This is a genomic window from Kitasatospora sp. NPDC056800, from assembly GCF_042789775.1.
In the GTDB taxonomy this organism is placed as follows: Bacteria; Actinomycetota; Actinomycetes; order Streptomycetales; family Streptomycetaceae; genus Kitasatospora.
Genome location: NZ_JBHUAL010000010.1, coordinates 1 through 26,808 on the forward strand (window position 1 = coordinate 1; position 26,808 = coordinate 26,808).

Annotated in this window: 20 protein-coding genes and 2 pseudogenes; 10 read left to right on the forward strand and 12 right to left on the reverse strand. The window is 73.2% G+C overall.

Annotated elements, in window-relative coordinates; translation table 11 throughout:
- Positions 1 to 34: 34 nt before the first annotated feature.
- A complete protein-coding gene (locus tag ACFRQN_RS04015) occupies positions 35 to 244 on the reverse strand; it encodes a cold-shock protein (RefSeq protein ID WP_380738021.1) in 210 nt (69 codons plus the stop codon).
- A gap of 517 nt (positions 245 to 761) precedes the next feature.
- Between ACFRQN_RS04015 and ACFRQN_RS04020 the strand changes: the two genes are divergently transcribed.
- The 3 genes from ACFRQN_RS04020 to ACFRQN_RS04030 all read left to right on the forward strand — a co-directional run bounded on the left by ACFRQN_RS04020 (position 762) and on the right by ACFRQN_RS04030 (position 3,694).
- Positions 762 to 893: a hypothetical protein gene (locus ACFRQN_RS04020; RefSeq protein WP_375875341.1), complete on the forward strand. Its 132-nt coding sequence runs from the start codon at positions 762 to 764 to the stop codon at positions 891 to 893.
- Between the two features lie 378 nt (positions 894 to 1,271).
- A complete protein-coding gene (locus ACFRQN_RS04025; RefSeq protein ID WP_380738023.1) occupies positions 1,272 to 2,309 on the forward strand; it encodes a YncE family protein in 1,038 nt (345 codons plus the stop codon).
- Positions 2,310 to 2,503: 194 nt separating this feature from the next.
- Positions 2,504 to 3,694, forward strand: coding sequence for a CapA family protein (locus ACFRQN_RS04030; protein WP_380738025.1), 1,191 nt, complete (start codon positions 2,504 to 2,506; stop codon positions 3,692 to 3,694).
- Positions 3,695 to 3,837: 143 nt separating this feature from the next.
- On the opposite strand, the gene ACFRQN_RS04035 is transcribed toward ACFRQN_RS04030, so the two are convergent.
- The 8 genes and pseudogenes from ACFRQN_RS04035 to ACFRQN_RS04070 all read right to left on the reverse strand — a co-directional run bounded on the left by ACFRQN_RS04035 (position 3,838) and on the right by ACFRQN_RS04070 (position 16,548).
- Entirely contained in the window at positions 3,838 to 5,832 is a 1,995-nt protein-coding gene (locus ACFRQN_RS04035; protein WP_380738027.1) for an alkaline phosphatase family protein, read from the reverse strand.
- 456 nt (positions 5,833 to 6,288) lie between these two features.
- Positions 6,289 to 7,515, reverse strand: a complete 1,227-nt coding sequence (locus tag ACFRQN_RS04040) for a TIGR02679 family protein (protein ID WP_380738029.1) — start codon at positions 7,513 to 7,515, stop codon at positions 6,289 to 6,291.
- Complete coding sequence (locus tag ACFRQN_RS04045) at positions 7,512 to 11,597, reverse strand: TIGR02680 family protein (RefSeq protein ID WP_380738031.1); 4,086 nt, start codon at positions 11,595 to 11,597, stop codon at positions 7,512 to 7,514. The genes ACFRQN_RS04040 and ACFRQN_RS04045 overlap by 4 nt, the downstream gene beginning before the upstream one ends.
- A 16-nt stretch (positions 11,598 to 11,613) precedes the next feature.
- Positions 11,614 to 12,828: a TIGR02678 family protein gene (locus ACFRQN_RS04050; protein ID WP_380738033.1), complete on the reverse strand. Its 1,215-nt coding sequence runs from the start codon at positions 12,826 to 12,828 to the stop codon at positions 11,614 to 11,616.
- Between the two features lie 19 nt (positions 12,829 to 12,847).
- Positions 12,848 to 14,362, reverse strand: coding sequence for a TIGR02677 family protein (locus tag ACFRQN_RS04055; protein WP_380738114.1), 1,515 nt, complete (start codon positions 14,360 to 14,362; stop codon positions 12,848 to 12,850).
- A 209-nt stretch (positions 14,363 to 14,571) separates the two neighbouring features.
- Positions 14,572 to 15,021 carry a hypothetical protein gene (locus tag ACFRQN_RS04060; RefSeq protein ID WP_259316984.1) on the reverse strand — a complete coding sequence of 150 codons (450 nt, stop codon included), beginning with the start codon at positions 15,019 to 15,021 and terminating at the stop codon, positions 14,572 to 14,574.
- Between the two features lie 181 nt (positions 15,022 to 15,202).
- Positions 15,203 to 15,331, reverse strand: a pseudogene (locus ACFRQN_RS04065) (family 1 glycosylhydrolase); the annotation flags it as partial.
- A 167-nt stretch (positions 15,332 to 15,498) separates the two neighbouring features.
- Positions 15,499 to 16,548 (reverse strand): amidohydrolase family protein, encoded by a 1,050-nt coding sequence (locus ACFRQN_RS04070; protein WP_380738035.1) that lies wholly within the window; start codon positions 16,546 to 16,548, stop codon positions 15,499 to 15,501.
- 251 nt (positions 16,549 to 16,799) lie between these two features.
- Between ACFRQN_RS04070 and ACFRQN_RS04075 the strand changes: the two genes are divergently transcribed.
- From ACFRQN_RS04075 to ACFRQN_RS04105, 7 genes and pseudogenes are all read left to right on the forward strand, one after another.
- A complete protein-coding gene (locus ACFRQN_RS04075; RefSeq protein WP_380738037.1) occupies positions 16,800 to 18,407 on the forward strand; it encodes a bifunctional 3-(3-hydroxy-phenyl)propionate/3-hydroxycinnamic acid hydroxylase in 1,608 nt (535 codons plus the stop codon).
- Positions 18,408 to 18,420: 13 nt separating this feature from the next.
- Entirely contained in the window at positions 18,421 to 19,296 is an 876-nt protein-coding gene (locus tag ACFRQN_RS04080) for an alpha/beta fold hydrolase (RefSeq protein ID WP_380738039.1), read from the forward strand.
- Entirely contained in the window at positions 19,293 to 20,309 is a 1,017-nt protein-coding gene (locus ACFRQN_RS04085) for a VOC family protein (RefSeq protein WP_380738041.1), read from the forward strand. The genes ACFRQN_RS04080 and ACFRQN_RS04085 overlap by 4 nt, the downstream gene beginning before the upstream one ends.
- A gap of 166 nt (positions 20,310 to 20,475) precedes the next feature.
- Complete coding sequence (mhpD, locus tag ACFRQN_RS04090; protein ID WP_380738116.1) at positions 20,476 to 21,297, forward strand: 2-keto-4-pentenoate hydratase; 822 nt, start codon at positions 20,476 to 20,478, stop codon at positions 21,295 to 21,297.
- Entirely contained in the window at positions 21,294 to 22,241 is a 948-nt protein-coding gene (locus tag ACFRQN_RS04095; RefSeq protein ID WP_380738043.1) for an acetaldehyde dehydrogenase (acetylating), read from the forward strand. The genes mhpD and ACFRQN_RS04095 overlap by 4 nt, the downstream gene beginning before the upstream one ends.
- Entirely contained in the window at positions 22,238 to 23,254 is a 1,017-nt protein-coding gene (dmpG, locus tag ACFRQN_RS04100; RefSeq protein WP_074004605.1) for a 4-hydroxy-2-oxovalerate aldolase, read from the forward strand. Before ACFRQN_RS04095 ends, dmpG begins: the two co-directional genes overlap by 4 nt.
- Before the next feature lie 165 nt (positions 23,255 to 23,419).
- Positions 23,420 to 23,716, forward strand: a pseudogene (locus ACFRQN_RS04105) (hypothetical protein); the annotation flags it as partial.
- Between the two features lie 52 nt (positions 23,717 to 23,768).
- On the opposite strand, the gene ACFRQN_RS04110 reads toward ACFRQN_RS04105, so the two are convergent.
- The 3 genes from ACFRQN_RS04110 to ACFRQN_RS04120 all read right to left on the reverse strand — a co-directional run bounded on the left by ACFRQN_RS04110 (position 23,769) and on the right by ACFRQN_RS04120 (position 26,519).
- Positions 23,769 to 24,488 carry a DUF2993 domain-containing protein gene (locus tag ACFRQN_RS04110; RefSeq protein ID WP_375875325.1) on the reverse strand — a complete coding sequence of 240 codons (720 nt, stop codon included), beginning with the start codon at positions 24,486 to 24,488 and terminating at the stop codon, positions 23,769 to 23,771.
- Between the two features lie 66 nt (positions 24,489 to 24,554).
- A complete protein-coding gene (locus ACFRQN_RS04115; RefSeq protein WP_380738045.1) occupies positions 24,555 to 24,863 on the reverse strand; it encodes a hypothetical protein in 309 nt (102 codons plus the stop codon).
- Positions 24,864 to 24,959: 96 nt separating this feature from the next.
- The gene (locus ACFRQN_RS04120) at positions 24,960 to 26,519 is read right to left on the reverse strand and encodes an MFS transporter (protein WP_074004601.1); all 1,560 of its coding nucleotides are present in this window, start codon (positions 26,517 to 26,519) and stop codon (positions 24,960 to 24,962) included.
- Positions 26,520 to 26,808: the final 289 nt, after the last annotated feature.

Here is a 26,808-nt window from a genome sequence, read left to right on the forward strand (position 1 = left end):
CCTCTACGATTCGAGAATCGTGCGGCGGGAAATGTCAGAGAGCGACGGGGCGGATGTTCTCGGCCTGCGGGCCCTTCTGGCCCTGCGTGACGTCGAACTCGACCTTCTGACCCTCGAGCAGCTCGCGGAAGCCCTGGGCGACGATGTTCGAGTAGTGGGCGAACACGTCAGCGCCGCCGCCCTCCTGCTCGATGAAGCCGAAGCCCTTTTCCGCGTTGAACCACTTCACGGTGCCAGTAGCCATGAGAAATCTCCTTCGAGAGACTGTGCGAAGTCTGCACCATGCAGACATTCGAGTCGCCGCGATGAGAACCCGCCGGAAAGAGCCGGTAAAACAAAAAATGCGCCCGCAACAATAAGCAGGCGCACACAAAGTTCATGGGAACCACAACTGCAACTAAGAAGAGCTTAGCAGACTCCGGCCCGCCGGCGCGGATTTTCACTCGTCTATTTTTTTCCCGCCCTCCCGGGCGCGACCGTCTCGCCCCGAAAGCGACAGCAACGATCGATTCCCGCACCGGAGTTGGCGACACCGGACCCTGCGCCGCCCCGGTCATGATTTTTTCGCCGCGCCCAGGGGGCGAGTCGCCCCGGGGACACCCGGCAACGGATTCACACCCTCCGGAACGGCCCGTTCCGTCGATTTTCGGAGCATACTGACCGGGATGAGGAAAACACCGGCAGTCCGACGCCCCCTGCCCACCAGCCCCTTCAAACCCCGGCCCGACGCACCGCCCAAGCTATTCGCGGTGGGCGACCGCGTGAGCCACGACAAGTATGGTCTCGGCCGCGTCCTCGCGGTGGAGGACGGAGCCTACGCGGCCGTCCTCGTCGACTTCGGCACCCGACAGGAGCGGATCGCCCCACCGTACGCCGCCTTGTTCACACTCTGACCGGCACACCCGCGGCCCTACCGTCACCGCTCCGGGGCGCATGCCGGAGCCCGATCGGCCGCTCACCTGGGTCCGGCCACCCGGCCGGACGCCAGGCGTTTCGTGATGCGTCGACGCGCCCGGCCCGCAGCCCGGTTCCGCACCACGCCCGGGCCACGCCCGCGCCCTGTCCGCACCGCACCCGCACCCGCGCCCGCACCCGTGACGCGGCCACCCGGCGGCCCCGGCCACCCGCACGGCCCCGCGGGCGGCTTCGGATTTTGGACTAGACCAATACCGATCCGGTCAACTCCTCCACGCCCCGTCCACGCGCCCTCCCCTCCCCCGTAGCGTGTCCACGCCTCGCACAGCGCGAGGACACCGTCCGGGGAGATCTCCATGAACTCGCTTACGGGTACGGCTCGTTGGACCACCGCCCTCGCGGCATCAGTCACGCTCCTGTGCGCCGTGCCGGCCGGCGCCACGGCCGGCACCGCCGACACCGCCGTCGGCTGGCGGGCGCTCGGCATCGCCGTCAGCTCCGACGGCAACCGCGCCTACGTCGTCGCCGAGGACCACGTCGGCACCGGCTACCCCACCCTCCTGCGCACCGTCGACACCCGCACCCGCACGGTCGTGGCGCAGACCCTGCTCAGCCAGGACGGCACCGCCGGCCGGCCCGCCCTCAGCCCCGACGGCAACCGGATCTACGTCCTCGCCGCCGAGCAGCTGCTGGTCGTCGACCTCGCCACGAACACCGTGCTGTCCCGCACGCCCGTCGACCGCCCGCGCGCACTCGCCGTCAGCGCCGACGGCTCCCGGGTGTTCGTGACCCAGCAGGGCACCGCCGGCCCCGGCCGGGTGCTGGTCTTCGACACCTTCACCCGTTCCTTCACCGGCGCCGTCCCGCTGGGCGACCCCGACGTCGACGGGATCGCCCTCCACAACGGCGGCGCCGACGCCTACGTCGCCACCGGCGCGGGCGTCGTCCACCTCGACCTGACCGCTCCCGTCCCGACGGTCACCCGCACCGTCCAGCCGCTCTCCGCCGCGACCGAGGTCACCGCCTCCCCGGAGGGCACCCGCCTCTACGCCCTCGGCAGCCGGGCCGCCCAGGGCTCCGGCTACGAGCTCGACCCCTTCACCGACACGTCCCGCACCGCCTTCACCCTCGGCGGCCCGGCCACCTCCGCCGACACCCACCTGGTGGCGGTCTCCCCGGACGGCGGCCGTCTGTTCGTCCTCAAGGACGGCTGGAAGCCCTCCGCCACCGTGCTGGCCTACGACACCGCCACCAACACCGCCCTCCCGGCCGCCGACCTCACCGGCTTCGGCCTGGACGGCGTCGGCACCGCCGCCCTCGGCCCCGACGGCCACACCCTCTACCTGGCCGGTCCGCGCGGCGAAAGCAGCTACCTGAAGGCCGTCACCTTCTGACCCGCCCGCCGGGCGGGTGCGCGGCCCCGCGCCACCCCGCGCACCCGCCCGTCCACTCCCGTCCACGCCCGTCCGTGCTCGCCGACGGGTCGGTGGCCCCGTCGGGTGATCCCAGGGCGCGGGTTCCACGACGGCCCGTCCAGGACTCGCATAGTCGGACTCGTCATACCCGCCGATCGTGGGACGAGCCGACCATGCGATTTGCCTGCCGAGAGATCCTCACAGCCGCCACCGCCCTGCTGCTCTCCCTCACCGGCTGCGGGTCGCCGCAGGAACGGCAGCCCGCACCGTCGACACCCCGCGATCCGAGCTCCCCGGCCGCGCCCACCCCGGCGGGGCCGCGGGCGTTCACCCTCGTCGCGACCGGGGACGTCCTGCCGCACACGGAGATCATCCAGCAGGCCAAGGAGGACGCCGGGGGCAGCGGTTACGACTTCACCCGGATGCTCGCCGGGGTCAAACCCGTCATCAGCGCCGCCGACCTGGCCATCTGCCACATGGAGACGGTCTACGGCCCCGACGGCGGGCCGTTCACCGGCTACCCGTCGTTCATCTCGCCACCCCAGGTCGCCCAGGCGCTCAAGGACACCGGCTACACCTCCTGCGACACCGCCTCCAACCACACGCTCGACGGCGGCCCGGACGGCATCCGGCGCACGCTCGACGCCATGGACGCCGTCGGCCTGAAGCACACGGGCTCCGCGCGCAGCGCCGACGAGGCGGGCAGCCCCACGACGCTCACGGCGGGCGGCGCCACGGTGGCCCAGCTCGCCTACACCTACGGCACCAACGGCATCCCCCTGCCGAAGGACCGGCCCTGGGCGGTCAACCTCATCGACCGGGAGCGGATCCTCACCGACGCCCGGGCCGCCCGCGAGCGCGGCGCGGACATCGTGGTGGTCAGCCTCCACTGGGGCACCGAGTGGCAGGACACCCCGGACGAGCAGCAACTCGCGCTCGCCCGCGACCTGGCCGCCGAGCAGAGCCCCGGCCGGCCCGACATCGACCTGGTCCTCGGCACCCACGCCCACATCCCGCAGGCCTACGAGAAGATCAACGACACCTGGACGGTCTACGGCATGGGCGACCAGCTCGCCGGCCACATGTTCAACCCCACCGGCGCGGAGGACCCCCGGGGGAACTGGAGCTCGATCGCCCGCTTCACCTTCTCCCCGCCGCCCGGGCCCGGGCAACGATGGACCGTCACCAAGGCCGAGTTCCTCCCGCAGCTGACCGACCTCGGCCCGCCCTACCGGGTCCTCGACCTGACCGAGGCCCTCCGCTACACCCCCGACCGCGCCGACTACACCCGGGCCCTCGACCACATCCGGTCGGTCGTCCTGAGCCGCGACGGCGCCTCGGCCGGGCTCACCATGGCCCCCTGAACGGACCGGCGCCGGAACCTCCGCGAAGCCCCGGGGCGCGACTGCTCGCGAGCAGCCGCCCGGTGGGCGGCGACCAGGTCGCGGTACCAGGCGTCCTGCGACGCTCCCATCCCGGTGGGCCACCAGCTGGAGGGGCCCGCCCGCTAACGGCCGTCCGGTCGGGGCGACGGTGCGGCGATGTCCGTACGGAGGCCGACGGCGTCGAGCCGCGCGAGGACCTGGGTCAGGTAGCCGTGGGCGTCCCTGACCGTGTGGACCGAGCGGAGCTGTCGGACGATGCGCTCGCGTTCGGCGGGGTGGAGCCGGGCGTCGTGGAGCGCCGCGACCTGGAGGAAGCCCTGCAGGGTGGAGCTGATCGGCCGGTCGGCGGTGCTCCGCACTCCGACCGGCCCCTCGCCCGGCCCGACCGGTGCCCCGTCGTCGCCCTCGTCGTCGCAGGTGAACCCGGAGTCGGCCGGAGCGGGCAGGGTCAGCGGAGCGTCGCCGCGCGGCTCGGCCGCGGACAGCAGGTGGAGGAAGTCATTGGCTCCGGCGTCACGCAGGGTGAGGCTCGGCAGGTGGTAGAGGCGTTCGACCGATGCCAGCAGCGATCCGTGGTCGTAGACGGTGTGGTCGATCAGGTTGCAGTTCCGGCCGTCCGGTCCGCTCGGCCGGACGGCCGGGACCCACGGCGAGACGATGACGGCGGGGACGCGGACACCGAGCCGGTCGAACCGGAAGCCGTGGCTGTTGTGCGCCGGGTCGGTCACGTCACCGGGCGGGACGGCGGCCGGCGGCTCGACATGGTCGTAGAAGCCGCCGTGCTCGTCGTAGGTGATCACCAGCAGGCTCGACTCCCAGTGCGGCGACTGCCTGATCGACTCGTAGACGTACTTGATCAGGGCCTCGCCCCGGGTGACGTCGTCGATCGGGTGCTGGCTGTTGCCGCACTGGAAGTTGCCGCCGTGGCTGAGGACGTGACCGTAGCTGGGTTCGATGAAGACGTACGAGGCGGCGAAGTCCTGATGCCGCAGATCCCCGGCGAGCTCGTCCAGGCCGTGGAAGCGCTCCAGCATGGTGGGCAGGTCCATGCCCGCCAGCGCGCTGACCTGCGGGAGGGCGTCACCCTGGTAGACCTGCCAGTCGCACCCCTTGCTGTCGAGCGCGTCGTAGATCGTGCCGTTCTCGAACTGGTAGCCGTCGACCTGCGAGGCGGCCAGTTCCAGCGGGTCCGGACTGCGGTCCAGCCCGCCCGAGGTCGCCGCGTGCAGGAAGAACCGGTTCGGCCAGGTCGGCCCCGGCAGGGCGCAGAACCAGTTGTCGCACACCGCGAACTCACGGGCGAGCGCGCTGATCACCGGCACCTGGTCCGGGGTGAAGCACGCCATCACCGCCCCGAGGTCCGCCAGGGCCGAGGCGTCGCCCTTGGCCACGGCCTGGTTGGCGTAGTTGTCCACGAACCCCTGCATGGTGAGCGCGGGGTAGCTGCCGCCGTAGTGGCACGTGTCGTCCCTCGGTGTGCCGGTGATCGGCACCGAGGCCAGCTGGAGCTGGACGTCGCAGAACTCGTGCGGCGGGTCGACCGGCATGACGAAGGGCGCGCCGGCGCGCACCGCGAAGACCTGACCGTCGTGCGTGTTCGTCAGGCTCGCCGAGGGCCCGTTGACGGTGGTCGGCGCGCCGCTCACCGCATCCACCCCGACCCCCGGCCGGAAGCCGGACCCGGCGTCGACCGTGCCGGTGGAGACGCCGAGCATGTGGTCGAACGAACGGTTCTCCAGTACCAGCACGAAGACGTGCCTGATCGGCCCCTCCGGCCGGGTGGCCGGACCGAAGACGCGGCAGGGGATCCAGAGGACCAGCCACACGACGTACGCCACCGCCGTGAGGACCCAGTAGAGGACCCAGGCGAACGCGCGGCAGACCCGGTTCGCCAGCCGGTACCAGGCCTGGCCGAGCAGGTCGGCGACCCGGTAGAACGCATCGCGGAACCACGAGGACGGCGCCTGGTCACCGCACCGGCCGGCACCCCGATCCGCCCACTGCGCACACCTGTCGGCCCCCTCGTCCGCCCACCGGGAACAGGCCCGGACCAGCCTCGCGCGCCACTCGTCCCGGGTGCGGGTGATCGAGTACCGGACCTCACCGCACGGCGACATCCGCCGCCTCCTGCTCCGCGGGCGACCGCAGCACCCGGCGGGTCACCGCCCGAAGCCCGGCATCGGCGAGCCTGCCGACCCGCTCCGGCCCGGGGCGTCTCCGGTATGTCCGGTGTTTCCGGTGTGTCCGAGCGCGCTGCGCCCTCTACTGGCCTGTCCTTCCAGGCAAACACCGTTCGATGGCCCGCTCAACTCGACGGCAGCGGGCGCCCGGCCGCGGGGAAGACGGCGCGGACGACGGCGCCGACACCACCGCCGGGGGCGTTGCAGGCGGCATCGATTCGCAGGCGCAGGCCGGAGAGGGCGGGGCCAGCTCACGCGGCCCGCTCCGGGTCCGCACCCGAACCACGGCGGCCGACAGCCCGAGCGCCTGCATCACGGTCCGGCAGAGCAGCGGCGGTGCGTCCGCCGGGTTGACGGCATTGAACCCCTCGGCCCGTCGGACAGGCTGTCATTCTATCCGTGTCGGTGGTCTGCCAAATCGTCGAGGAGAAGGTCGGCGACCACCTCTTCGACCACTGCGGTGCGCAGTTCGGCCATGGAATCGACGAGCCTCCGGTCCCACGGTGCGGGCGTCAGACGCCCCGGGTCGGGGCCCGAGGGAACCCGTGGCGCGGCGGCCCGGTAGTCGTCGGCTGCCATCCGCCAGGGGGCTGCGCCGGTCTTGGCCATGACGTGCGCCGCGATGCGGATGCCCTCGCCGTCGAAGTCGCCGTGGTAGTGCAGGGACGCGCCGTCGTCGGCGAGTCGGCGCAGCAGGTGGATCACGGCGGTGTTGGGCCAGCCGGAGGTGCAGACCAGCGGCGGGCAGTGGGGGCCGAAGCGGCGCAGGCTCAGGGCGAGCACGCTGGGGTTCTCAGTGATGTGCACGGGTCCGGTGGGACCGGTGAATTCGCCGGGTGAGCGCACTTGGGCGAGGGTGAGGCTGACGGGGTGGCCCGCTCCGGCGCAGATTCGGGAGATCTCGGCCACCGGGCCCTCTCCCCCGGGGCGGAGACCGACGGCGAGCACGGTGGCCGACAGCTCGTCGTCGGCCACGCCGGCTCGACTCCACAGTGCGCGCCGCCCTTCGGCCGTTTCGGGCATGTCAGTGCCGTACAGCACCGCCAGTGCCCGCAGGACCAGGGAGGAGAGCCGGGTCCCGTCGTCGAGGGCGTGGGAGTCGCCGTCGAGGAGGCGGGCGGCGAGGACCGGTAGTGGCTCACCGTCGGCCGGGAGTGCGTGAAGGACGGTCAGCGCGGCGGTCAGCAGGCCTCGGGTCCGCTCGGGAGAGCCGTCGACGAGGCCGCCGGCCCGCAGGTGGCCGACCCAGTCCAGCAGGGCCGGCTGGGCGGTGACCACCTCGTGGCCGGCCAACCACGCCCACAGGGCATCGCGTTGGCCGGTCTTCCGTTCGCGCTCGGCGGCCCGGTCGTGGATCGGGCCGAGGATCGCGGCCACCACGTCCCGGACGGGTCGGCCGCAGGCGTCCAGCACGGCACTGTCGAGCCCGGCGAGGGGGAGCGTCGGTTCGGCGCCGGGGAGCCGGTCGAGTCCGAGGAGGTCGGCCAGTGCCTCCCGGCCCGCCTCGTCGAGTGGTCCGGACCGTACCCGGTTGACGGGGCGACCGGTCGAGAGACGGCCGTGAACGGCCGACCACAGGGGTCGGAGCTCGGGGAGGTCGAGGGGGTGGCGGTCCGTCATGCCGGTTCTTCCGCGTCGGCTTCGTCGGGCAGCAGGTCGGTGCCCGTCCAGGTGAAACGGGCACTGGTGACGGCGTCGTCGCCGTCACCTCCGGTGATCAACTGATGGACGGCGATGCCGGAGAGCTCCCGGTAGGTGCACCATTCGTGGTCCGAGGTGAGCACCAGGTCGAGGTCGAGTGCCGCGAGGAGGCCGAAGACCTGCCCGCGGTTGACGGTGTCGACGCCGACGAAGACCTCGTCGAGCAGGATCAGCCGCGGAGACTCCGGCACCGCCTCGTAATGGGCGGCCACGGCGGCGAACAGCGGCAGGTGGAGGGCAATGGCCTTCTCGCCGCCCGAGAGCGCGCCGTGGAGCTTCTTGGTGAGCAGCTGCCACCCGGAGCCGTTGGCGCGGTCCAGTTTGACGACGAACTGGTGCCAGGCCGTGTAGTCGAGGACCTCGGCGAGCTGCTCCTCCCAGGTCGCCGCCGTGTTGCGGGTCTTCGCTTCCTCGATCCGGCCCCGGAAGAAGGCGTGGAGGGCCTCGCGGTCGGCTTCGGTGATCCGCGCCGGGTCCTTGAGCAGCAGCTCACGGGCCGTCCGGGTACCGGCTGGCAGGTCGGGGTGGATCTGCCACACCAGACGGACGGCCACCCGCGAGGCAGTGCGGATCCCTTCGAGGTGGCCGTTCATCCGCTCGACGAGTTCACCGGCCTGACGGATCCGGGAGGCGAGGTGGCGGCGCGTGTCGCCGGTGAGGGTCCGGTCGAAGAGGCCGCGTTCGGCTGCGGTGATGTCGTCCTGACCGCGGTCACGCTCACCGGTGAGGATGACGAGGAGGCCGGTCGCGCCGACCCGGATGCCGTCGACGGTGGCGGTGAGGACCTGGACGTCCTCCTCCGCTTCGAGCTCGAGGTCGGCGCGGCTGCTGAGGCTCTGGCGGGCTCGGTGGACGGCCTCGGAGAGACGGTTCAGGGAGTCACCGAGGTTCCTGGTGCCGTGCGGCAGGTCGGGCCACGCGGCAGCGGTCTCGCGCGCCGCTTCGAGGGTGGCGCGGGTGCCGTCCGCGGAGGTGAGGACGAGCCCGAGGCCCGCGTCCTCGGGGAATCCGAGGACGCACAGGCGCCGGAAACCATGGGCGGCCTCGTTCCGGGCCTCGACGGCCTTGTCGTGCAGGGCCTCGTCCTGGGCCGCGGTGGCGCCGAGCGCGCCGATGCGGCCTTCGAGCGCGAGAAGTGCCTGGGTGCCGGATTCGAGGTCGCGGCGAACGCGGTCGAGGGACGTCCGGAAGTCACTGATGCGGGCGGCCACTTCGCGGTAGTCCTCACCGACGGTGCTCTCGACCGCCCGGAGCGTGGAGCGGAGCCCACGGGCGGCGGCCTCGGCGGTCTCGGCCTCCGCCAGGCCCTCGGTCGCAGCCCCCCTCGATGCCTCGGCATGGCCGCGCGCGGAGTGCCAGGCCTGGTGGGCGGCTGTCCAGGCGAGATGGGCGTCGAGCCAGACGTCGGCCTGTTCGCGCAGCGCTTCGACGGCCGCGGCGGTCTTGTCCAGGGCGGCGCGTTCGGTCGGCAGGGCATGCTCGGCGGAGGCGACGGCGAGTGTGCGCAGCGCGTCCGCGACCGCCTTCTCCTGCCGCGCGAGCTGTTCGACGGCCTCCCGCACGGCGTCCTCCCGAGCGCCCACCTCGGACTCGGCCCGGTCCCAGACACCCTTGGCCTCCTCCACCTCCCGGTGGTGCGGCCGGGAGCGGAGGTCGGCTTCGAGGCGCGTCCGGCGGTCGGTGAGGGCATGCAGCCGCGTCTCGTAGCCGACGACGGCGGTGTCGGCCTCGGCCAGTTCGGTGGTGAGTTCCGCGATCCGCCGCTGCCTCGCGCGTTCCCGGGCCGCGGCGCCGATGTGGCTGGACTCCTCCTTGGCCCAGGAGCCGACCGCCATCGCCAGCCGCCAGCTTCCGTCGGCGCCCACGACGGCCGGGTGGTCCGTCGTCAGTGCGGGGCCGTAGGCGACACCGGCGAGCAGCCGCCGCACCCGGGCGGGCGGCACCGGGCCGTCGGGTTCCGGAGCCAGGACGTCGAGCAGCGAGGGGCCGGGTGCGGGCGCGGCCGCTGCCGGATCGGCCAGGATGTCGTGCCCTGCGACGACGAGACCGCCGTCGGGGGTCATCCAGGCGTCGAGCAGGCCGGCCGCTTCGAGGGCCGCTTCGACGCCGGCCTGATCGGCGGGCGGAACGTCCGGCCGGAAGGCCAGCAGACGCCACAGTGGCGCCCCCGGCAGGACCGACCGGTCGGCCGTGCGAGTCCGTGGTGGAACCGGCGGGAGATCGGCCGCGGCCGCGATGCGTTCCAGTTCCCGGAGGACCCGGTCACGCCCGGCGCGGGCGTCGTCCCGGCCGGCGCGCGCGGTCGTCTCGTCGGCGGTGATGGAGCTCTCCGCCGCCCGGGCCGCGGCTTCGACCAGCACGAGGACATCAGTCTCGACGGCGGCACGGGACGCGAGTTCCTCGGCGTCGTCGATCGAGAGTTCCGCGCAGTCCTCCCTCGCCCAACGACGCAACAGGGCGGCGTGGGCGTCGACGGCGGCCTGGTAGGCGCGGGCGTTCCCCTCGCGCTTCGCGGTCGCCCCGGTCAGCCGTTCGCGCGCCGAATCGAGGTGCTGCTCCGCCGTCGTCCGGCCCGCGAGGAACCGTTCGTGGCGCTCGACGGCGGCTCGGACGTCGGCGATCTGGTGGTGCCGCGAGACGACCGCACCGCGCAGCAGACGGCGCGCCGTACGCCCCTGCTCCTCGTTCTCCCCCGACGGACCCGGTGCGGTGCCGAGCACCGTCTGCACCTCGGCGCAGACGGACTCCATGGCTGCTCGCCGCGCCGCGCCACGTGCCTCCTCGCGAGCGGCCCGGGTCTGTTCGGCCCGCTGTTCGGAACGCAGCCGCGCATCGTCGGCACGCCCCGCGTCCTCGTCGGCCGCCCGAACCTTCCGGTCGGCGGCGGTACGGGCCCGGGCGGCGGTCTGGTCGGCCTGCTCGCTCCTACGACGGAGCTGGTCGAGCTCCTGCCCCTGCCGGTAGACCTCGGAGTCGAGCAGCCCCTCGATGGCGCCCTCGATCTCCTGCCGCCCGTGTTCGAGTTCCTGTTGCGTCCGGTTGCTCTCGTCGCGCTCACGCACGGCTCCCGCGTGCGCCTCCCCGCTCTCCCTCGCGAGGCGGGCGAGGTTGTCCATCTCGGTCGTCGCGGAGATGAGACCGGCTGCTCCGGCACGCAGGACGCGCTGGGCGTAGCCGCGTTGCTGGTTCGCGACGGCGGTGGCCGCGGCCACCTCGTCGTCCAGTGTCTTCAGGTGCTCGCGCTGGCGGTCGAGGCGCTCGAAACCCTCGGCCAGTTCGGTGATCTCGCCCTGGCCGAGCGGGGGCAGCGCCCGCGAGAGCAGCGAGGACAGCAGCGACGGATCCAGGCGCTCCGAGAGCTTGGGGGTGCGGAGCTGGAGCAGCGCGGTGATCAGGGCGTCGAAGCGCTGCTCGCTCAGCCCGGGGAAGAGCGTGCTGCGGACCGTGTTGCGGTAGTCGGTGGGTGCCCCGTGCAACTCGCCCCGGCCGTGCAGCGCTTCGGCCAGGGCGGCGCGGGTGAGCGGCTGGCCCGCGTCGTTGACCAGGGAGAGACCGCCTGGGCGGTCGATCCGCGCGCCGGTGGTGAAGTAGTCGACGGTGACACCGGGGGTGTGCACGCTCGCCTGGAGTCTGGCGCCGCAGGTGAACCACCCGGGATCGCCGTCACCGCGGACGAACTCCAGCCACACGTACCCGACGCGGGTCTTGCCCGTGGTGCCCTCCCCCATCAGGTTCCAGTGCATGGTGCGCTCGGAGCCGCCGAAGGTGGACAGCCGGTTGGGTCGCAGGCTCGCGTCGAACAGGAACGGCAGGAGCACCTCCAGCGCCTTCGACTTGCCGGTGCCGTTCTGCCCCCGCAGGAGCAGCCGGCCCTTGTGGAAGGTGAAGGTCTCGTCGTAGTAGCGCCAGACGTTGAGGATGCCGGCCCTGGCGGGCCGCCATCGCGCGGCTGCGGCCGCCGTCGGGGGCACGGGGCTCTGCGGTGGCTGTGTCACGGTCATCGGAGGTCTTCCCTGGTCAGGTTGCGGGACCGTCGGTCACGGTGGTGCGGTACCGGAACGCCGCGGGCCGGGGAACGGTGCGGTCGCCGATCCGGCGGGCCAGGCCGAAGTCGTCGAGGACACGAAGGGCATCGGCGGTGAGCCGCTGGGCGCCGTCCTCGGACTGGTAACCCTTCGCCCACCGCGGGAAGCGCCGCAGCAGCGTGTTCGCCTCGGCCTCGAGCTGTTCCGGTGTCAGCCCGTCCGGGGCGGCCGTCAGCGGTTCCAGCAGGAGCAGGGCGGCGACGCGTGCCGTCGCGGAGTCGTCCGGGAAGCGGCTGTCGGTGGCGATGGCCTCCGGGTCCACGAGCAGCAGGCCGTCGGCCCGTTCCTCCAGCACGAAGCCGCCCTGCTCGGCGGCGCGCTTGACGATCTGGCGCCCCGTCGGCGAGGCCAGGTAGGCCAGTTCGTCGGCGCCGAGTTCGTCGTGGTGCAGGACGGGATCGTCGAGGAGCCGCCGGAGCACCGAGTGCCGGAGCCGGAGGTTGCGCTGCGCGTCGGAGGCGTCGGCCCCGCCGTACCGGCTCTCGCGCACCGTGCCCCGCAGGAGTTCCTCGAAGCGCAGCGGCACGTCCTGCGCCGGAACGGCCAGCCGGGACGGGCCGACGGGCGCGGCGAGCAGGCGCATCAGGACGGTGGCGTCCACGCGGTAGAGGACCTTGGCCTTCGCCGAGTCGACGAAGCTCTCCGTGACGCCGTCCACGGTGAGGAGCGCGCCGTAGGCCTCCAACAGCTTGAGCACGTCCACGAACGCCATGCGCTCGGACCTGCTCGCCGTGTCGAAGGGCGGCACTGCCTCGTCGGTGGCACAGGCGTGGACGACCCGGTCGGCGAGCAGGCCGACCGTCGTGACCGGGACCGGAAGCAGCTCGGCCGCGACGACGCACAGCAGCGTGTAACGGCGGCGGTCGAACGGGGCCTTGCCGGACCGCAGCCGACGGGCGGGGCGCGAGGCGTCGGGCACGGTCCGGATCTTGAGCAGACGCGCATACCCCAGGCGCGGCTCCACCACCAGCTGCCAGCCGCAGTTGTAGTCGAACCACTTCGTCAGCGGATCCTGACGGCGGCGGATCAGCTCGAAGGCGGGCGGGTCACCGCGCTCGGTGATCAGCGGCAGGCCGAGGAGCAGTCTGATGCCTCGGGCTATGTCCTGCCGCTCGGCCAGGACCAGCTGATTGGCGAGGGTGCTCATGTACCGCTCCTGATGGTGTTCATCCGCTGTCCTCCCGGACGACCGCCCGCAGTGCGCTCGGGCTCCGGATCTCCACCAGGTAGTCGGGCCCTTCGAACCGGCCGTGGGAGGTCCGCAGGACGGCCCGTCCGCCCTCGGGAGAAGGCCGGAGCACGATCTCCACGCGGCCGTCCGAGGTGACCGCCCGACGTGCCCCGCCGGCGTCCGGTCGTACGGCCAGCGCCCGGCCGAGGAGGTCGAGCAGCCGCTCGAAGACGGTGTGGTCCAGCACGCGCAGGTCGGAGAGCCGCACCGGGCCGTCGGTTCCCAGAACGTCCCAGGCCGCTTCGAGTTCGGCCCGCTCCTTCCGGGCCCGCTCGGCCCGGGCCGCCTTGATGCCTCCGATGTCGCGCACCTTCCCGGTGCGGGTGAACCGCTCGGTGCGGCCGCTGGTGCGCAGCAGCGCCGAGACCTCCACCGGCGGGGTCTCGGCCCAGCTGCCCGAGGAGGGCACCAACTCCGGGTCGGGGTGGGCGAGATGGGCATGCCGGGCCGACCCCAGACCGAAGGCGGCCGACCAGAGGCGGTGCAGGTCGTCCTCGGTGGGCGCGGCGGCGAACCAGCGGGCCAGCTCCCGGAAGTCCTGGACGGCGCTGGAGGAGCGGCGCCGTGACTCGGTGATCCGGTCGAGAACCTGGAGGAGCGTCACGATCGCCCGCCGCGCCACGTCGTGCAGCTGCTCCACGCGGGGCCGTGCCCCGTCGGCCGGCCGGAACCAGGACCGGAGCCCCTCCCAGCGCGCCCGGCGCCGCTCCAGCCAGGCCGGCGCGGGATCGCCGTCGGCGACCGGCGGCAGCTCGGCGCCCCGCAGCGCCCGCGCGTGCAGCAGGCTCACCCCGAGCCGCTCCACACGCTCGACGGCGGTGGCGACCGCCTGGCCCCGCTGGTCGAGGTTGACGAGGAACTCCTGGAGATAGGCCACCGTCGCGGCCTTCACCTCGCGGAAGGTCGCCAGGTCCGCACCTTCGGCGCGCAGCAGGCGCTGCAACTCGCCGTTGAACGCCTTGGTGTTGGCCAGCAGCGCCTCCAGGTGGCCCTCCAGCTCCTGCAGCGTGGTGAAGACCCGACGGTCCGAGGACGCGGAGTCGCCCAGCAGGACGTACAGCTCGTCGAGCCGGTCCGTGATCGCCTCCAGCACCGCCGTCTGGAGCGCCCCCGTCGAGGCGAGGACGAACAGGGCGTGCTCGACCCCGGCGGACGCGGCCTCACCGCGTCGGGTCAGCGAGTACTGGAGGTTGCGGCGCTCGTACTCCTCGGCGGTGCGGTAGTTCTCCGCGTGGTTCTGGACGACGTCCAGCAGCTGCCACTCCCTGAGCTTGCGCAGCGCCTCCTGGAGGTCGTCGTCATGGACCGCGTCGAGCCAGCCCACCGTCCGCAGCCGGGTGCGGACCTCGTCCAGCCCGAGCGCGGTCTCCAGCCGCTCGTTGGCCGCTCCGAAGGCCTGAAGGATCGCACCGTAGAGTTCGGCCTTCTCCCCCGTCGTGAACCGGAACATCTCCGGCGGCACCCTGCGCAACGGCTCCCCTCCCCGTCGTCCGGGCACCACAGTACGCGGACGTGCCGACGCCCGACGACGCGGTTGTCGACCGGCCAGGTCGCGTGCGGCAGGTACAGCTGGTGCAGGTGCGCCCGGGCCTCCGGGGAGGCCTGTGTCCCGGCTCCGGCAACGGCCGGTGAGGTTTCACAGAGCTGAACGCGCTCGGATCAGTTCTCTTCCGTCCCCGCCATCCCGCTCACCTCCGCGATTCCCTCGACCGTCGCGCGGTCGCTCGCCCGCCGGCCCTCGGCGGCGTCAAGCCGGTCGCGCATGTCCCGCAGGCGGGCCGGATCGGAAGCGACCTCCGGCGGTACGAGCGACATGACCCCCTTGGCCCGCTCGCCGTCGCCGAGGTCGGCCACCACACCGTCGGCGCGGTCCTCGTGTCCGGGCACCAGGGCACCGAGCAGGCCGAGGAGAACGAGCAGTTCGCGCTGCACCGCGGATGTGAACAGCTCCCGTTCCTCTGCGTCCAGCTTCACCTCGATCCGCCCACCACCGAGCTCGGCATAGCCGCGCAGGAGATCCATCAGAAGCTTGAACTGCCGCTCGGGCATCAGGACCTGGAGCGACTCGATGTAGAGCTTCAGCCGCAGCGCCGGTAGTTCCGCGTCCATCCGGGCCTCCCTGGTACGTCAGTCGACCGGAATCCTCACCGATCGTAGTCACCCGATGGCACGGGTGGCGAGGACAGGTGACAGCGCGCGGAGGCGGGCGGAGTTCCCATGGCCGTCAAGGATCGGACGACACTCCCTTCCCCGCCGCGATCCTGACCCGCACCCCCTGCCCAGGCCTTGACTAACGTCCGAATTTCGCATGGTGGGCGGCGATCAGGTCGCGGTACCAGGCGTAGGAGGCCTTCGGGGTGCGCTTCAGGGTGGCGAAGTCGACGTGGACGAGGCCGAAGCGCTGGTGGTAGCCCTCGGCCCGTCGGACGGGGTGTCATTGTGGTCGCGACCCTCAGTCGGCCGACGAGGTTGCCGAACATTCCGTGCAGAGATTTCTTCCCGTCCGGGAGCGCTCGGCGAGGGTGCTGCGGGTACGGAGGAGACGCACGGACGCACCCGGCGCACGCCAGGTCCCACAACGCCGGATCAGTCCGTGCCTGGCTGAACGAGCTTGAAAGCCAGGCGCGCTGCGGCGCGTTGGGCCGCTCGGCGGATGCGCACCGGGGCCGACGGCGCCGGCAGCGGTGCCGGGCGGGTGGTGGCCAGCCTGGGGAAGAGTGCTTCGGCGTTGGTGCGGTTGACGGCCGTGAGCGTGCCGGGGTCGACGCCCGTGTCGAGGCCGTTGGCGAAGTACTGCCCGGCGGGGGTGGGGGCGAAGGGCCAGTCGCTGCCGAACAGGACGTGTCCGGGGCGGGCGAAGGCGAGGAGGGTGGGCAGGGCGGCCGGGCTGGAGGACAGGGCGGTGTCGAAGTGGAAGGAGCGGAAGTCGTCCAGCACGTCGAGCGGGCTGCGTGCGGTGTCGTTGGCGAGGGTGACGGCCATCCGGTGGGAGGCGTAGGGGAGGAAGCCGCCGGCGTGGCTGAGGATGAAGCGGATGTTCGGGTAGCGGCGCAGGATGCCGTTGCGGACCAGGAGGTAGGCGGCCCTGGTGGTGTCGAGCAGGAAGTCGGCGGCGAAGGCCGGGATGCCGCGGACCGGTGGGGCGGGTAGTTCGGCGGGGTGGACGAAGGCCACCGCGCCGCGGTCGTCGAGTGCCTGCCACAGGACGTCCTGGCCGTCGGCCCCGAGGTAGGCGCCGCGGTTGTTGGCGAGCAGAGTGACGCCGTCGGCGCGCAGCTCGTCCAGCGCGCGTACCGCCTCGGCGGCGGAGGCTCCGGCGTCGGGCAGGGGCAGGGTGGCGAAGAAGCCGAAGCGGCCGGGGTGGTCCGAGGCGAGGGACGCGCCGTGGTCGTTGAGACGTCGGGCCAGGTCGGCCGCTTCGGCGGGGTCGGCGAGGAAGCCCGTCGCGGGCGTGGACACGGAGACGATCGCGGTGGCGGTGTCCAGGAGGTCCATCAGGTGCAGGGCCGACCGGGCGCTCCAGTCGGGCAGGGCCCGGCCTCCGGCGTCGGTGATGCCGGCCCTGGCGAGCTCGTCGCGGTAGAAGCCGGGCACCACGTGCTGGTGGACGTCGATGCGTTGTGCCGAAGGAGACATGCCGCGGCCTTTCGTGCGCTCTGTGGGGGCGGAGCGGGGTTGTCGTACCGGCCGCCGGCCGTACGGCGCCGGGCCGGGCGCGTGCCGCTCGCGGGTCGTCCGCGGCTCGGCCGCGGCGGGCGTCCCCTCCGGTGGTGCGCGGTTCCGGTCACTTGACCCTCTCCGACGGCGAGCATACCGTAGCAGTCATTCCAATTGGAGTGAGCGCTACAACAACAGTTGCGCGGTGCAATCGACAGTGAGGTGGCCTAATGCGTCAGACCGGGGCCGGGACAGCGCCCGAGGACGGCTCCTACGACGTGGCCGTCATCGGTTACGGGCCCGCGGGCGTGACCGCGGCGAACCTGCTGGGCGCCGCGGGGCTGCGCGTCGTCGTCCTGGAGCGGGACGCCGAGGTCTTCTCCCGCGCCCGGGCCATCTCCACGGACGAGGAGGTCGTGCGGATCTGGCAGCGGACCGGACTGGCCGAGCGCCTCAAGCAGGACATGCTGACCGAGCGGCCCGTGGACTTCGTCGACGCGGACGGCCGCCCCTTCATCCGTGCCCGCCCCACCCCGCGCGGGCACGGGCACCCGCCGCAGATGTTCATCTACCAGCCCGCGCTGGAGCAGGTGCTGCGCGACGGCGTCGACCGGTACCCGAACGTGGAGGTCCTGCTGCGCCACGAGTGCCTGCGCCTGCGCCAGGACGCCGACGGGGTGGAGCTGACGGTCGTCGGCACGGCCGACGACTCCGTGCACCGGCTGCGCGCCTCCTACGTGATCGCGGCCGACGGCGGCTCCAGCCTCACCCGCGCCCAGCTGAACATCGGCTACGAGGGCCGGACGTACGAGGACCGCTGGGTCGTCATCGACACCGAGATGCTCAAGCCCTGGCCCGACCACGACAAGCTGCGCTTCCACTGCGACCCGGCGCGCCCGGCCGTCGACTGCCCGACCCCGCTGGGCCACCACCGCTACGAGTTCCCGCTCCTGCCCGGGGACGACGAGGAGCACCTGGTCACCGAGGACGCCGTGTACGGGCTGATCTCCCGGTACGGGATCGGCCGCGACAGCGTCAAGGTGCTGCGCGCGACCGTCTACAGCCACCACGTGCGCTTCGCCACGCGCTTCCGTGCGGGGAGGGTCTTCCTCGCCGGCGACGCCGCCCACGCCATGCCGCCGTGGATCGGCCAGGGCATGGCCGCGGGCGTGCGCGACGTGGCCAACCTCTGCTGGAAGCTCGACGCCGTCCTGCGCGGCGAACTGCCCGAGACGGTCCTCGACAGCTACGAGGCCGAACGCAAACCGCACGTCAAGGAGGTCACCCGGCGGGCGGTGCTCGTCGGCCGGACCATCACCGAACGCCGCCGGCCGGTCACCAAGGTCCGCGACGGCGCCCTGCGCACCCTGGACCGCGTCCCGGGCTTCAGCAACTGGCTGCAGAGCGCGAACTGGATCCCCGTCGCCCGGTACGACGCCGGCCTGCGGGCCCGCTCCCGCGCCAGGGCGACCGGCCACCAGGTGCCCCAGCCGTGGGTGACCGGCCCCGACGGCAGCCGCGTGCGCCTCGACGACGCGCTCGGCGGCCGGTGGCACCTCCTGCACGCCCGGACCGCCGCCCCCCAACTCGCCTGGGACGTCCTGGGCGTGCCGTCCCTGACCGTCACGCCGCTGGGCTCCGCACCCGCGGAGGGCACCCTCGTCGACAGCGACGGCGTCCTGCTGCCCTGGATGGCCCGGCACGGCGCGGCCGCACTCGCCCTGCGCCCCGACGCCTACGTCTACGCGGCGGCCCCCGCGGGCACTCCGCTCCCGCTGCCGCCCCGGGGCTTCGCCCCCACCACCGCTCCCCGCCCGCACGCGTCCACCGCCCAGTGAGGACACCGGCACCATGACGACGACACCGACCGGCCTGCCGACGATGCAGGAGACGACGTACGACATCGGCGGAAGGAAGGTCTTCGCCGCGGAGACCGGGGACGGCCCGCCGGTCCTGCTGCTGCACGGCGGCGGCCCGGGCGCCTCCGGCGTCTCCAACTACACCCGCAACATCGCCGCCCTGGCCCGGGGCCACCGGGTCATCGTGCCCGACCTGCCCGGCTACGGCCGCAGCACCAAGGGCGTCGACGCCGGCGACCCCTTCGGCTTCCTCGCCGACCACGTCCGCGGCCTGCTCGACCGCCTCGGCCTCGAGAAGGCCCACCTGGTCGGCAACTCCTACGGCGGCGCCTGCGCCCTGCGCCTGGCCCTGGACACCCCCGACCGGGTCGACCGCATGGTCCTGATGGGCCCCGGCGGCATCGGCACCACCCGCGCCTTGCCCACCCCCGGCCTCAACAGCCTGCTGAACTACTACACCGGCGACGGGCCCTCGCGGCCGAAGCTGGAGAAGTTCATCCGCGACCACCTCGTCTTCAATGCCGCCGACGTCCCCGACTCCGTGATCGACGAGCGCTACCGCGCCAGCATCGACCCGGAGGTGGTCGCCGCACCGCCCCTGCGGCGGCCCTCCGGGCGCGACGCCCTGCGGACCGTGTGGAGGATGGACTTCACCCGCGACCCGCGCCTGTCCCGGCTGCCCGTCCCGACCCTGGTGCTGTGGGGGGCCCAGGACAGGGTCAACCGGCCCTCCGGCGGCCGGATGCTCGCCGATCGCATGCCCGACTGCGACCTGTACACGGTCGCCAACACGGGCCACTGGGTCCAGTTCGAGCGCGCGGAACTCTTCAACCGGCTGTGCGCCGACTTCCTGGCGGGCCGGCGATGACCACCGCACCGGCCCGCGCCACCGTCTTCGGCGCCGTCCACCTCGGCTACGTCGTCATCGAGACGAACCGCTTCGCCGACTGGCGCCGCTTCGGCACCGACGCCATCGGCATGCACCACGACAGCCTCTCCCCCGACCTGATGCGCTTCCGCCTCGACGGCCAGGAGTGCCGCTTCCTGCTCACCCGCGGGCCCGCCGAGGACGTCGTCGCCACCGGCTGGCACGTCGACGACCACGCCTCCTTCGACCGGATCGAAGCCCGCGTCCGCGCCCACGGCGTGCCCCTCACCCGGGGCTCCGACGAGGAAGCGGCCCTGCGCGGCGTCGAACGCCTGCTGCGCTTCCCCGGCCCCAAGGGCATCACCCAGGAGATCTGCACCGACCCCACCACGACCGCCGAACCGCTGCGCATGCTCGCCTCCGGCTTCGTCACCGGGGACTCCGGCATGGGCCACGTCGCGATCACCTCAACCAGGCCGCAGCTGATGCGCGGCTACTTCGACACCGTCTTCGACGCCCGCCTGACCGACTACATCGACGAGACCATCAGCGGCGTCAAACTCAAGATCCGCTTCCTGCGCGTCAACGAACGCCACCACTCCATCGCGATCGCCGCCGTCCGCGGCCTGCCCCTGGACCCGATCCGCACCCGGGTGCAGCACCTCAACATCCAGGCCGCCACCCTCGACGACGTCGCCCGCAGCTACCAGCGCGTCCACGAACTCGGCTTCGAGATGGCCCTGTCCGTCGGCCAGCACACCAACGACCGGGAACTGTCCTACTACGCCCGCACCCCCTCGGGCTTCGAGTGGGAGGTCGGCTGGAACCCGGTCGTCATCGACGAGAGCACCTGGGAGCCCACCACCCACCAGGGCATCAGCGCCTGGGGCCACCTCCCCGTCGGCCGGACCATCGTCGACAAGCTCGCCCAGTTCCGCGCCGGCGCCCGCTCCCTGGCCCGTCCGGAACGCACCGTGCCCGCCCTCAGCGGCACGGGCATCCCCGACGACTGACCCGGGACAGCCGCCGCACCGCCGGTACGGCTCCGTCCCCGCCCTGCCCGGCGTCCGCGGCGCACGCCCGCACCCGGCACAAGCCGGTGCCCCGGCCGTTCCCCCACCCCTCGACGATCCCCCGGAGGCCACCCTCGTGCTCGGCTCCGCACCACCCCACCGATCCCTGCCGGTTCCGACCCGGCCCGCCCGCGTCGCCGAGGCGGCCGCCCTCCTGGAAGAGGCCGCCCGCACCGGCATCCCGTGCACCCCGGTGCGCCCGCTGCTGCCCGAGGCCGACATCGAGGCCGCCTATGCCGTGCAGCAGCTCCACGTCGAGCGCGCCCTCGCGGCGGGGCGACGGCTCGTGGGCCGCAAGGTCGGCCTGACCTCGCCCGCCGTACAGCGCCAACTCGGCGTCGACCGGCCTGACTTCGGCGCCCTGTTCGCCGACATGGCGGTACCCGAGGGACAGCCCGTCGCCCCCGGCCGACTGCTCCAGCCGAAGGTCGAGGCCGAGGTCGCCCTGGTCCTCGGCTCCGACCTGCCCCACCGCGACCCGACCGTCGCCGACCTGCTGCGCGCCACGGCGTTCGCGCTGCCCGCGCTGGAGATCGTCGACAGCCGCATCGCCGACTGGGACATCACCATCGTCGACACCGTCGCCGACAACGCCTCCTGCGGCCTGTACGTCCTGGGCGGCACCCCGGTCCCGCTGGACCGGGTCGACCTGCGGGCCGTGACCATGACGCTCACCCGGAACGGCGAACAGGTCTCCCGGGGCACCGGGGCCGACTGCCTGGGCAGCCCGCTCACCGCCGCCCTCTGGCTCGCCTCCGCCCTCGCCGGGCTCGGCGACCCGCTGCGGGCCGGCGACACCGTCCTGACCGGCGCACTGGGCCCGATGGCCCCCGCCGCCGCGGGCGACGAGTTCACCGCCGTCATCGAAGGACTGGGCACGGTCACGACCGCGTTCGCGCCCGCCGCCACGGAAGGAGCCCTCGCATGACCACGAAGGTCGCCGTCATCGGGTCCGGCAACATCGGCACCGACCTGCTGATCAAGATCCTGCGGCTCTCCGAGTCCCTGGAGATCGCCGCGATGGCCGGGATCGACCCCGACTCCGACGGCCTGGCCCGCGCCCGCCGCCTGAAGGTCGCCACCACCCATCAAGGCGTGGACGGCCTGGTGGCACTGGACGAGTTCGCGGACGTGCAGATCGTCTTCGACGCCACCTCCGCCGGAGCCCACCGCCGCCACGACGAGGTGCTGCGCTCGCTGGGGCGCACCGTCGTCGACCTGACGCCCGCGGCGCTCGGCCCCTACGTCGTCCCGCCGGTCAACGGCGACGACCACCTCGGCGCCCCCAACGTCAACATGGTCACGTGCGGCGGACAGGCCACCGTTCCGATCGTGGCCGCGGTCTCGGCCGTGACTCCCGTCCACTACGGCGAGATCGTCGCCTCGATCTCCTCGCGCTCCGCGGGCCCCGGCACGCGGGCCAACATCGACGAGTTCACCGAGACCACCTCCTCGGCCATCGAGAAGGTGGGCGGCGCCTCCCGCGGCAAGGCGATCATCGTCCTGAACCCGGCCGAGCCGCCGCTGATCATGCGCGACACCGTGTACTGCCTGGTCGGCGACTGCGACGACGCCGCGGTGACCGACTCGGTCGAGCGGATGGTCGCCCGGGTCCAGGCGTACGTCCCCGGCTACCGCCTCAAGCAGAAGGTGCAGTTCGACCGCGTCGCTGCCGACGACCCGCTCCGCTCCCTGCTGCCCGCGCCCTCCCGCACCGGCGGTGCCGCGAAGGTGTCGGTGTTCCTGGAGGTGGAGGGGGCCGCCCACTACCTGCCCGCCTACGCCGGCAACCTCGACATCATGACCTCGGCCGCCCTGCGCACCGCCGAACGCATGGCCGCCCACCGCGCCCCGGAGGTGGCGACGCGATGACTTCCCTGTACGTCCAGGACGTGACCCTGCGGGACGGCATGCACGCCGTGCGCCACCGCTACACCGTCGACCAGGCCCGCACCATCGCTGGCGCCCTCGACGCGGCCGGCGTGGCCGCGATCGAGATCGCCCACGGCGACGGCCTGTCCGGCTCCAGCATCACCTACGGCGTCGGCGCCCACACCGACTGGGAGTGGATCGCCGCCGTCTGCGACAGCGTCCACCACGCGGTGCCCACCACCCTGCTGCTGCCCGGCATCGGCACCCTGCACGACCTGCGGCAGGCGCAAGCCCTCGGCATCCGCTCGGTGCGCGTCGCCACCCACTGCACCGAGGCCGACATCGCCGCCCAGCACATCGACGCCGCCCGCGGCCTGGGCATGGACGTGGCCGGTTTCCTGATGATGTCCCACCTGGCCGAGCCCGCCGAACTCGCCCGGCAGGCCAGGCTGATGGAGTCCTACGGCGCCCAGTGCGTCTACGTCACCGACTCCGGCGGACGCCTCACCATGGACGGCGTGCGCGACCGCCTGCGCGCCTACCGCGACGTCCTGTCCCCCGACACCGAACTCGGCATCCACGCCCACCACAACCTGGGCCTGGGCGTCGCCAACTCCGTCGTGGCCGTGGAGAACGGCGTCACCCGCGTCGACGCCTCCCTCGCCGGCCAGGGAGCGGGCGCCGGCAACTGCCCTCTGGAGGCGTTCGTGGCGGTCGCCGACCTGATGGGCTGGGAGCACGGCTGCGACCTGTTCCCGCTGATGGACGCCGCCGACGACGTGGTCCGCCCGCTGCAGGACCGCGAGGTGCGCGTCGACCGCGAGACCCTCACCCTCGGCTACGCGGGCGTGTACTCCAGCTTCCTGCGCCACGCCGAGACCGCCGCCCGCCGCTACGGCCTGGACACCCGCGCGATCCTGGTCGAGGTCGGGCGGCGCAAGATGGTGGGCGGCCAGGAAGACATGATCACGGACATCGCCCTCGACCTCGCGACGGCCCGCTCCGCCGACTGACCGAACAGCCCTCGCACGCCCCGGGCCGACGGACGCCGCGCCGCGGGACGTCGAGGACCCGGCGGAACGCTTCGCCGCCGGCATCCGGCCGACCCTGGTGCCGGCGGCCTCCCTCCCCGAGGTCACCGGTGTCCTGAGGCTGCGCGGCATGCAGCACATCCGCACGGCCGACGGGCTCGGGCCCCTGCCCCTGCCCCTGCCCTGCGCGATCTCAAACCCGGGCGCGCAGCGGGCCGGTTCCGGACCGAGGCCCCCGTGGTGCCCCTCGGCGCGATCGGAGGGGCCGTCCTCGGCCTGTTGCGGTCGCGGTTGCGGTTGCCCATGGTGAAGCGGCTCGACGACGGCGACGGGACGCGGATGTCCGAGCTGCTGGTGCTCACGCCGGGTCTGTCGGACGAGGACGCCCACGAGGTGGCCACCCGTCCCTGCCACCCCTGGCCCCGGAGCGGCGGGGTCCGCTGACGGGCGCGGCCGAACCGCCGGCCGACCGGGTCGTGGCCGTCGGGTCCGGGTCCTAGGCGGTGCGGGACCGCAGCTCGACACCGTGCCCGGACATGCGGGCGACGATGCCGTGGTCGGTGACGGCCACGGACCGGAGCGCGAGCCCCTCGGGCAGGTCGTCGAGCGGGGTCCGGCGCTCCAAGGCCCTCGCCAGCAGGGTTCGTGCGGCCGGGGAAACGTTCTCGGGGAGCCGGACGTCGTCGAGTCCGACGGCGTCCGGAGCGGCGACGCCGACATGGGCGGAGGCGGTGACCTGCCCGAACAGCGGCAGCCGGGCGGTCGCTGCCACCCGGTCGTCACCCTCGCCCCGGCCGATGGCGACCCCGTAGAAGGCCGAGAGTTCGTCGTACGCGACGGTCGCCGTGACCTCCGCCTCGTCGGCCCGCTCCCCGCCGTCCCGTTCCCGGTGCACTCCTCGCAGGTGGACGGCAACGTCCTCGACGGTCAGGACGCGGCCGTCCAGGTCGGCCGGCACGCGTGCGGCGTCGATGTCCGCCTCGGTGACCACTCCCCGGGCCAACTGCAGAGACACGGGGAAACCGTGCACGCGCACCTCGGGAGCGGCTGCGAGGCCGAGGTTCCGACGAGCCGAGTCGGCGATGCGCTCCTGGGTGTACTGCGTGGCCAGTACCTCGCCGCCGCCGGCGGCGGCGAGCAGCGTCAGGGCCACCGCGATCCACCCGTTGCGGCGGCGCTTGAGGCGCGGCGCCCGGCCGTTGACCGGTTCGTGCATGTTCTCTCTCCTCTGCGGTAATGGCCTGGTCCGACCGCGGTGTCGGACAGCGGCGGTGTTGGTTCGTCAGTGACGGACCGGCGACGGGGGGGAGCACCGGGCCGGGACCGGTGCTCGTGCGCGGTGCCGAGGGGCTGGGTCCGCTGCCCGTCGGGGTGCGCGGGGAAGGGCGGCGCGGACCTCGCGCTGGAAGCGGCTCCGGGCGGCGTCGTCGAGGGCGAGCCGCAGGTGCATCGGCTTCACGGCGACCGTACGGTGCGGGAGCAGGTCGTCGGCCGACCGGACCTCGCCCGCGCCGCCGCGGCCGATCACCCCGCGCAACGCGTACCCGCCGCCGGTCAGGCCGACCCACTCGTCGTAGGGGATGTACTGCATGGCGGCGTCTGCGGTCCTACTGATGACCGGGCCGGCTGCCGAACGGACGGCCACATCTTTCGACGGACCGTCACCGGCGGTGCGGGAGGGGCGGGTTCAGTCCGACGTCGGCGGTGTTCTCGGCGCGCGGAACAGGCAGCCGACGGCTGCGGCCAGGACGATGGCACCGACCGCGACGAGCGAGGCCGACAGTCCGTCCATGAAGGCGGCCTTGACGCCGTCCGCCAGGGCCACTCCCCCGACGCCGAGCCGATCGGCGACGTGCAGGCCCGCGGCGGCGGAGTCGCGCGCGGCCGAGGCCGCCTCGGCGGGCAGCTGGTCGAGGGAAGCGGGGAGGCTGGATCGGTAGTGGCTGCCGTAGATCGAGCCCATGAGGGCGATGCCGACGGCCGAGCCGACCTCGCGGGTGGTGTCGTTCATCGCGGAGGCGACGCCCTGCCGGCCGCGGCCGAGCGAGCCGGTGATGGCGGAGGTGCCCACGGCCCCGGACAGGCCGATGCCGAAGCCCGCCAGGACGAGCCCGCCGAGGAAGGGCAGGTAGCCGGAGTCGACGTCGATCCGGGAGATGACGAACAGGCCGGCGCTCAGCAGGGCCAGGCCGGCGGCCATGGTGACCTTCATCCCCACCCGTCGCACCAGGCGGGGGGTGAGCTGCGAAGTGGGCAGGACGACCACGGCGACGGGGACGAGGGCGACGGCGGCCTTGAGCGGGCTGTAGCCGAGGATGAGCTGCAGGTATTGCAGGCCGACGAAGAAGAACCCGAAGACGGCCATGAACTGTACGAGGACGGTGATCGCGCCGGCCCGGAAGCCGCGGATGCCGAACAGGGCGGGGTCGAGGAGCGGGTGCTCGTTGCGCAGGCCGAGCCAGGCGTACGCGGTGAAGGCCAGAACCGTGACGACGAGTGCGGCGACGGCCGGGGGCTGCGTCCAGCCCTGCTCGTTGCCCTCGATGATGGCGAAGACCAGGGTGCCGATCCCGAGCGCGGTGCAGACGGCCCCGGGCACGTCGGGCGGCTCGGGGTGCGGGTCCTTGGTGTCGGGCGCCAGGAGGATCCCCGCCAGCGCGGCGACCAGGGCGACCGCGGCGCCGGTGACGAAGATCGACCGCCAGGAGTACCACTCCAGCAGCGTCCCCGCGGCGAGCATGCCGAGGATGGCGCCGGCCGCCGCGAATCCCGACCAGGTAGCCACGCCCTTGGCCCGCTGCTCGGGCGGGAAGGCGGCCGTGATGGTGGACAGTGTGCCCGGCATGATCATCGCGGCGCCGATCCCCATGACGACCCGCCAGACAATGAGCGTGGTGGTGGAGTCGGCGAAGGAAGCGGCCAGGGAGGCGGCACCGAAGACCACGGTGCCCGCGACGAGGACGTTGCGGCGCCCGAGCCGGTCGCCGATCGCGCCGAGGGGCAGCACGAGCGCGGCCAGGGCGACGGTGTAGGCGTCGGCGATCCAGGTCAGCGAACTGTTGGTGGCCGACAGGTCGAGCGCCAGGTCCGGCAGTGCGAGGTTGAGGGCGGAGACGGAGGCCACGACGAGGACCAGGGCCAGGCACATGGCGGCGAGTACGCCGTTGTGGCCGGCCCGGCCGGCCGCGACGGCGCCGAGGCTCTCCCCCGCCCGGTCGTCGGTCTGGTGTTGAGGGATGGTGGACATGGGGAACCTGTCTCGGTCGATGCTGTGCTGAGAGGGCCCGAGGGGCGGACGCGCCGCGGGTGCACCGGGCCGCACGGAACGGACGCACCGCGATCGGGCGGGCGCCTCACAGCGGCAGGGTCGGGAGGCGACGCTCGGGCGGGGACGCGCGCTTCGGTGTCGGAGCGGCCGACGGCCCCGGACGCGTACGGGGTGGCACCGGGCGGGTCCGGGCCGGCGGCACGGCCCTGCCCGGTTCCGGCCGGGTCGGCGGCCGGGCGGCGCGGGGAGCCGGCCGCGGAGTCGCGCG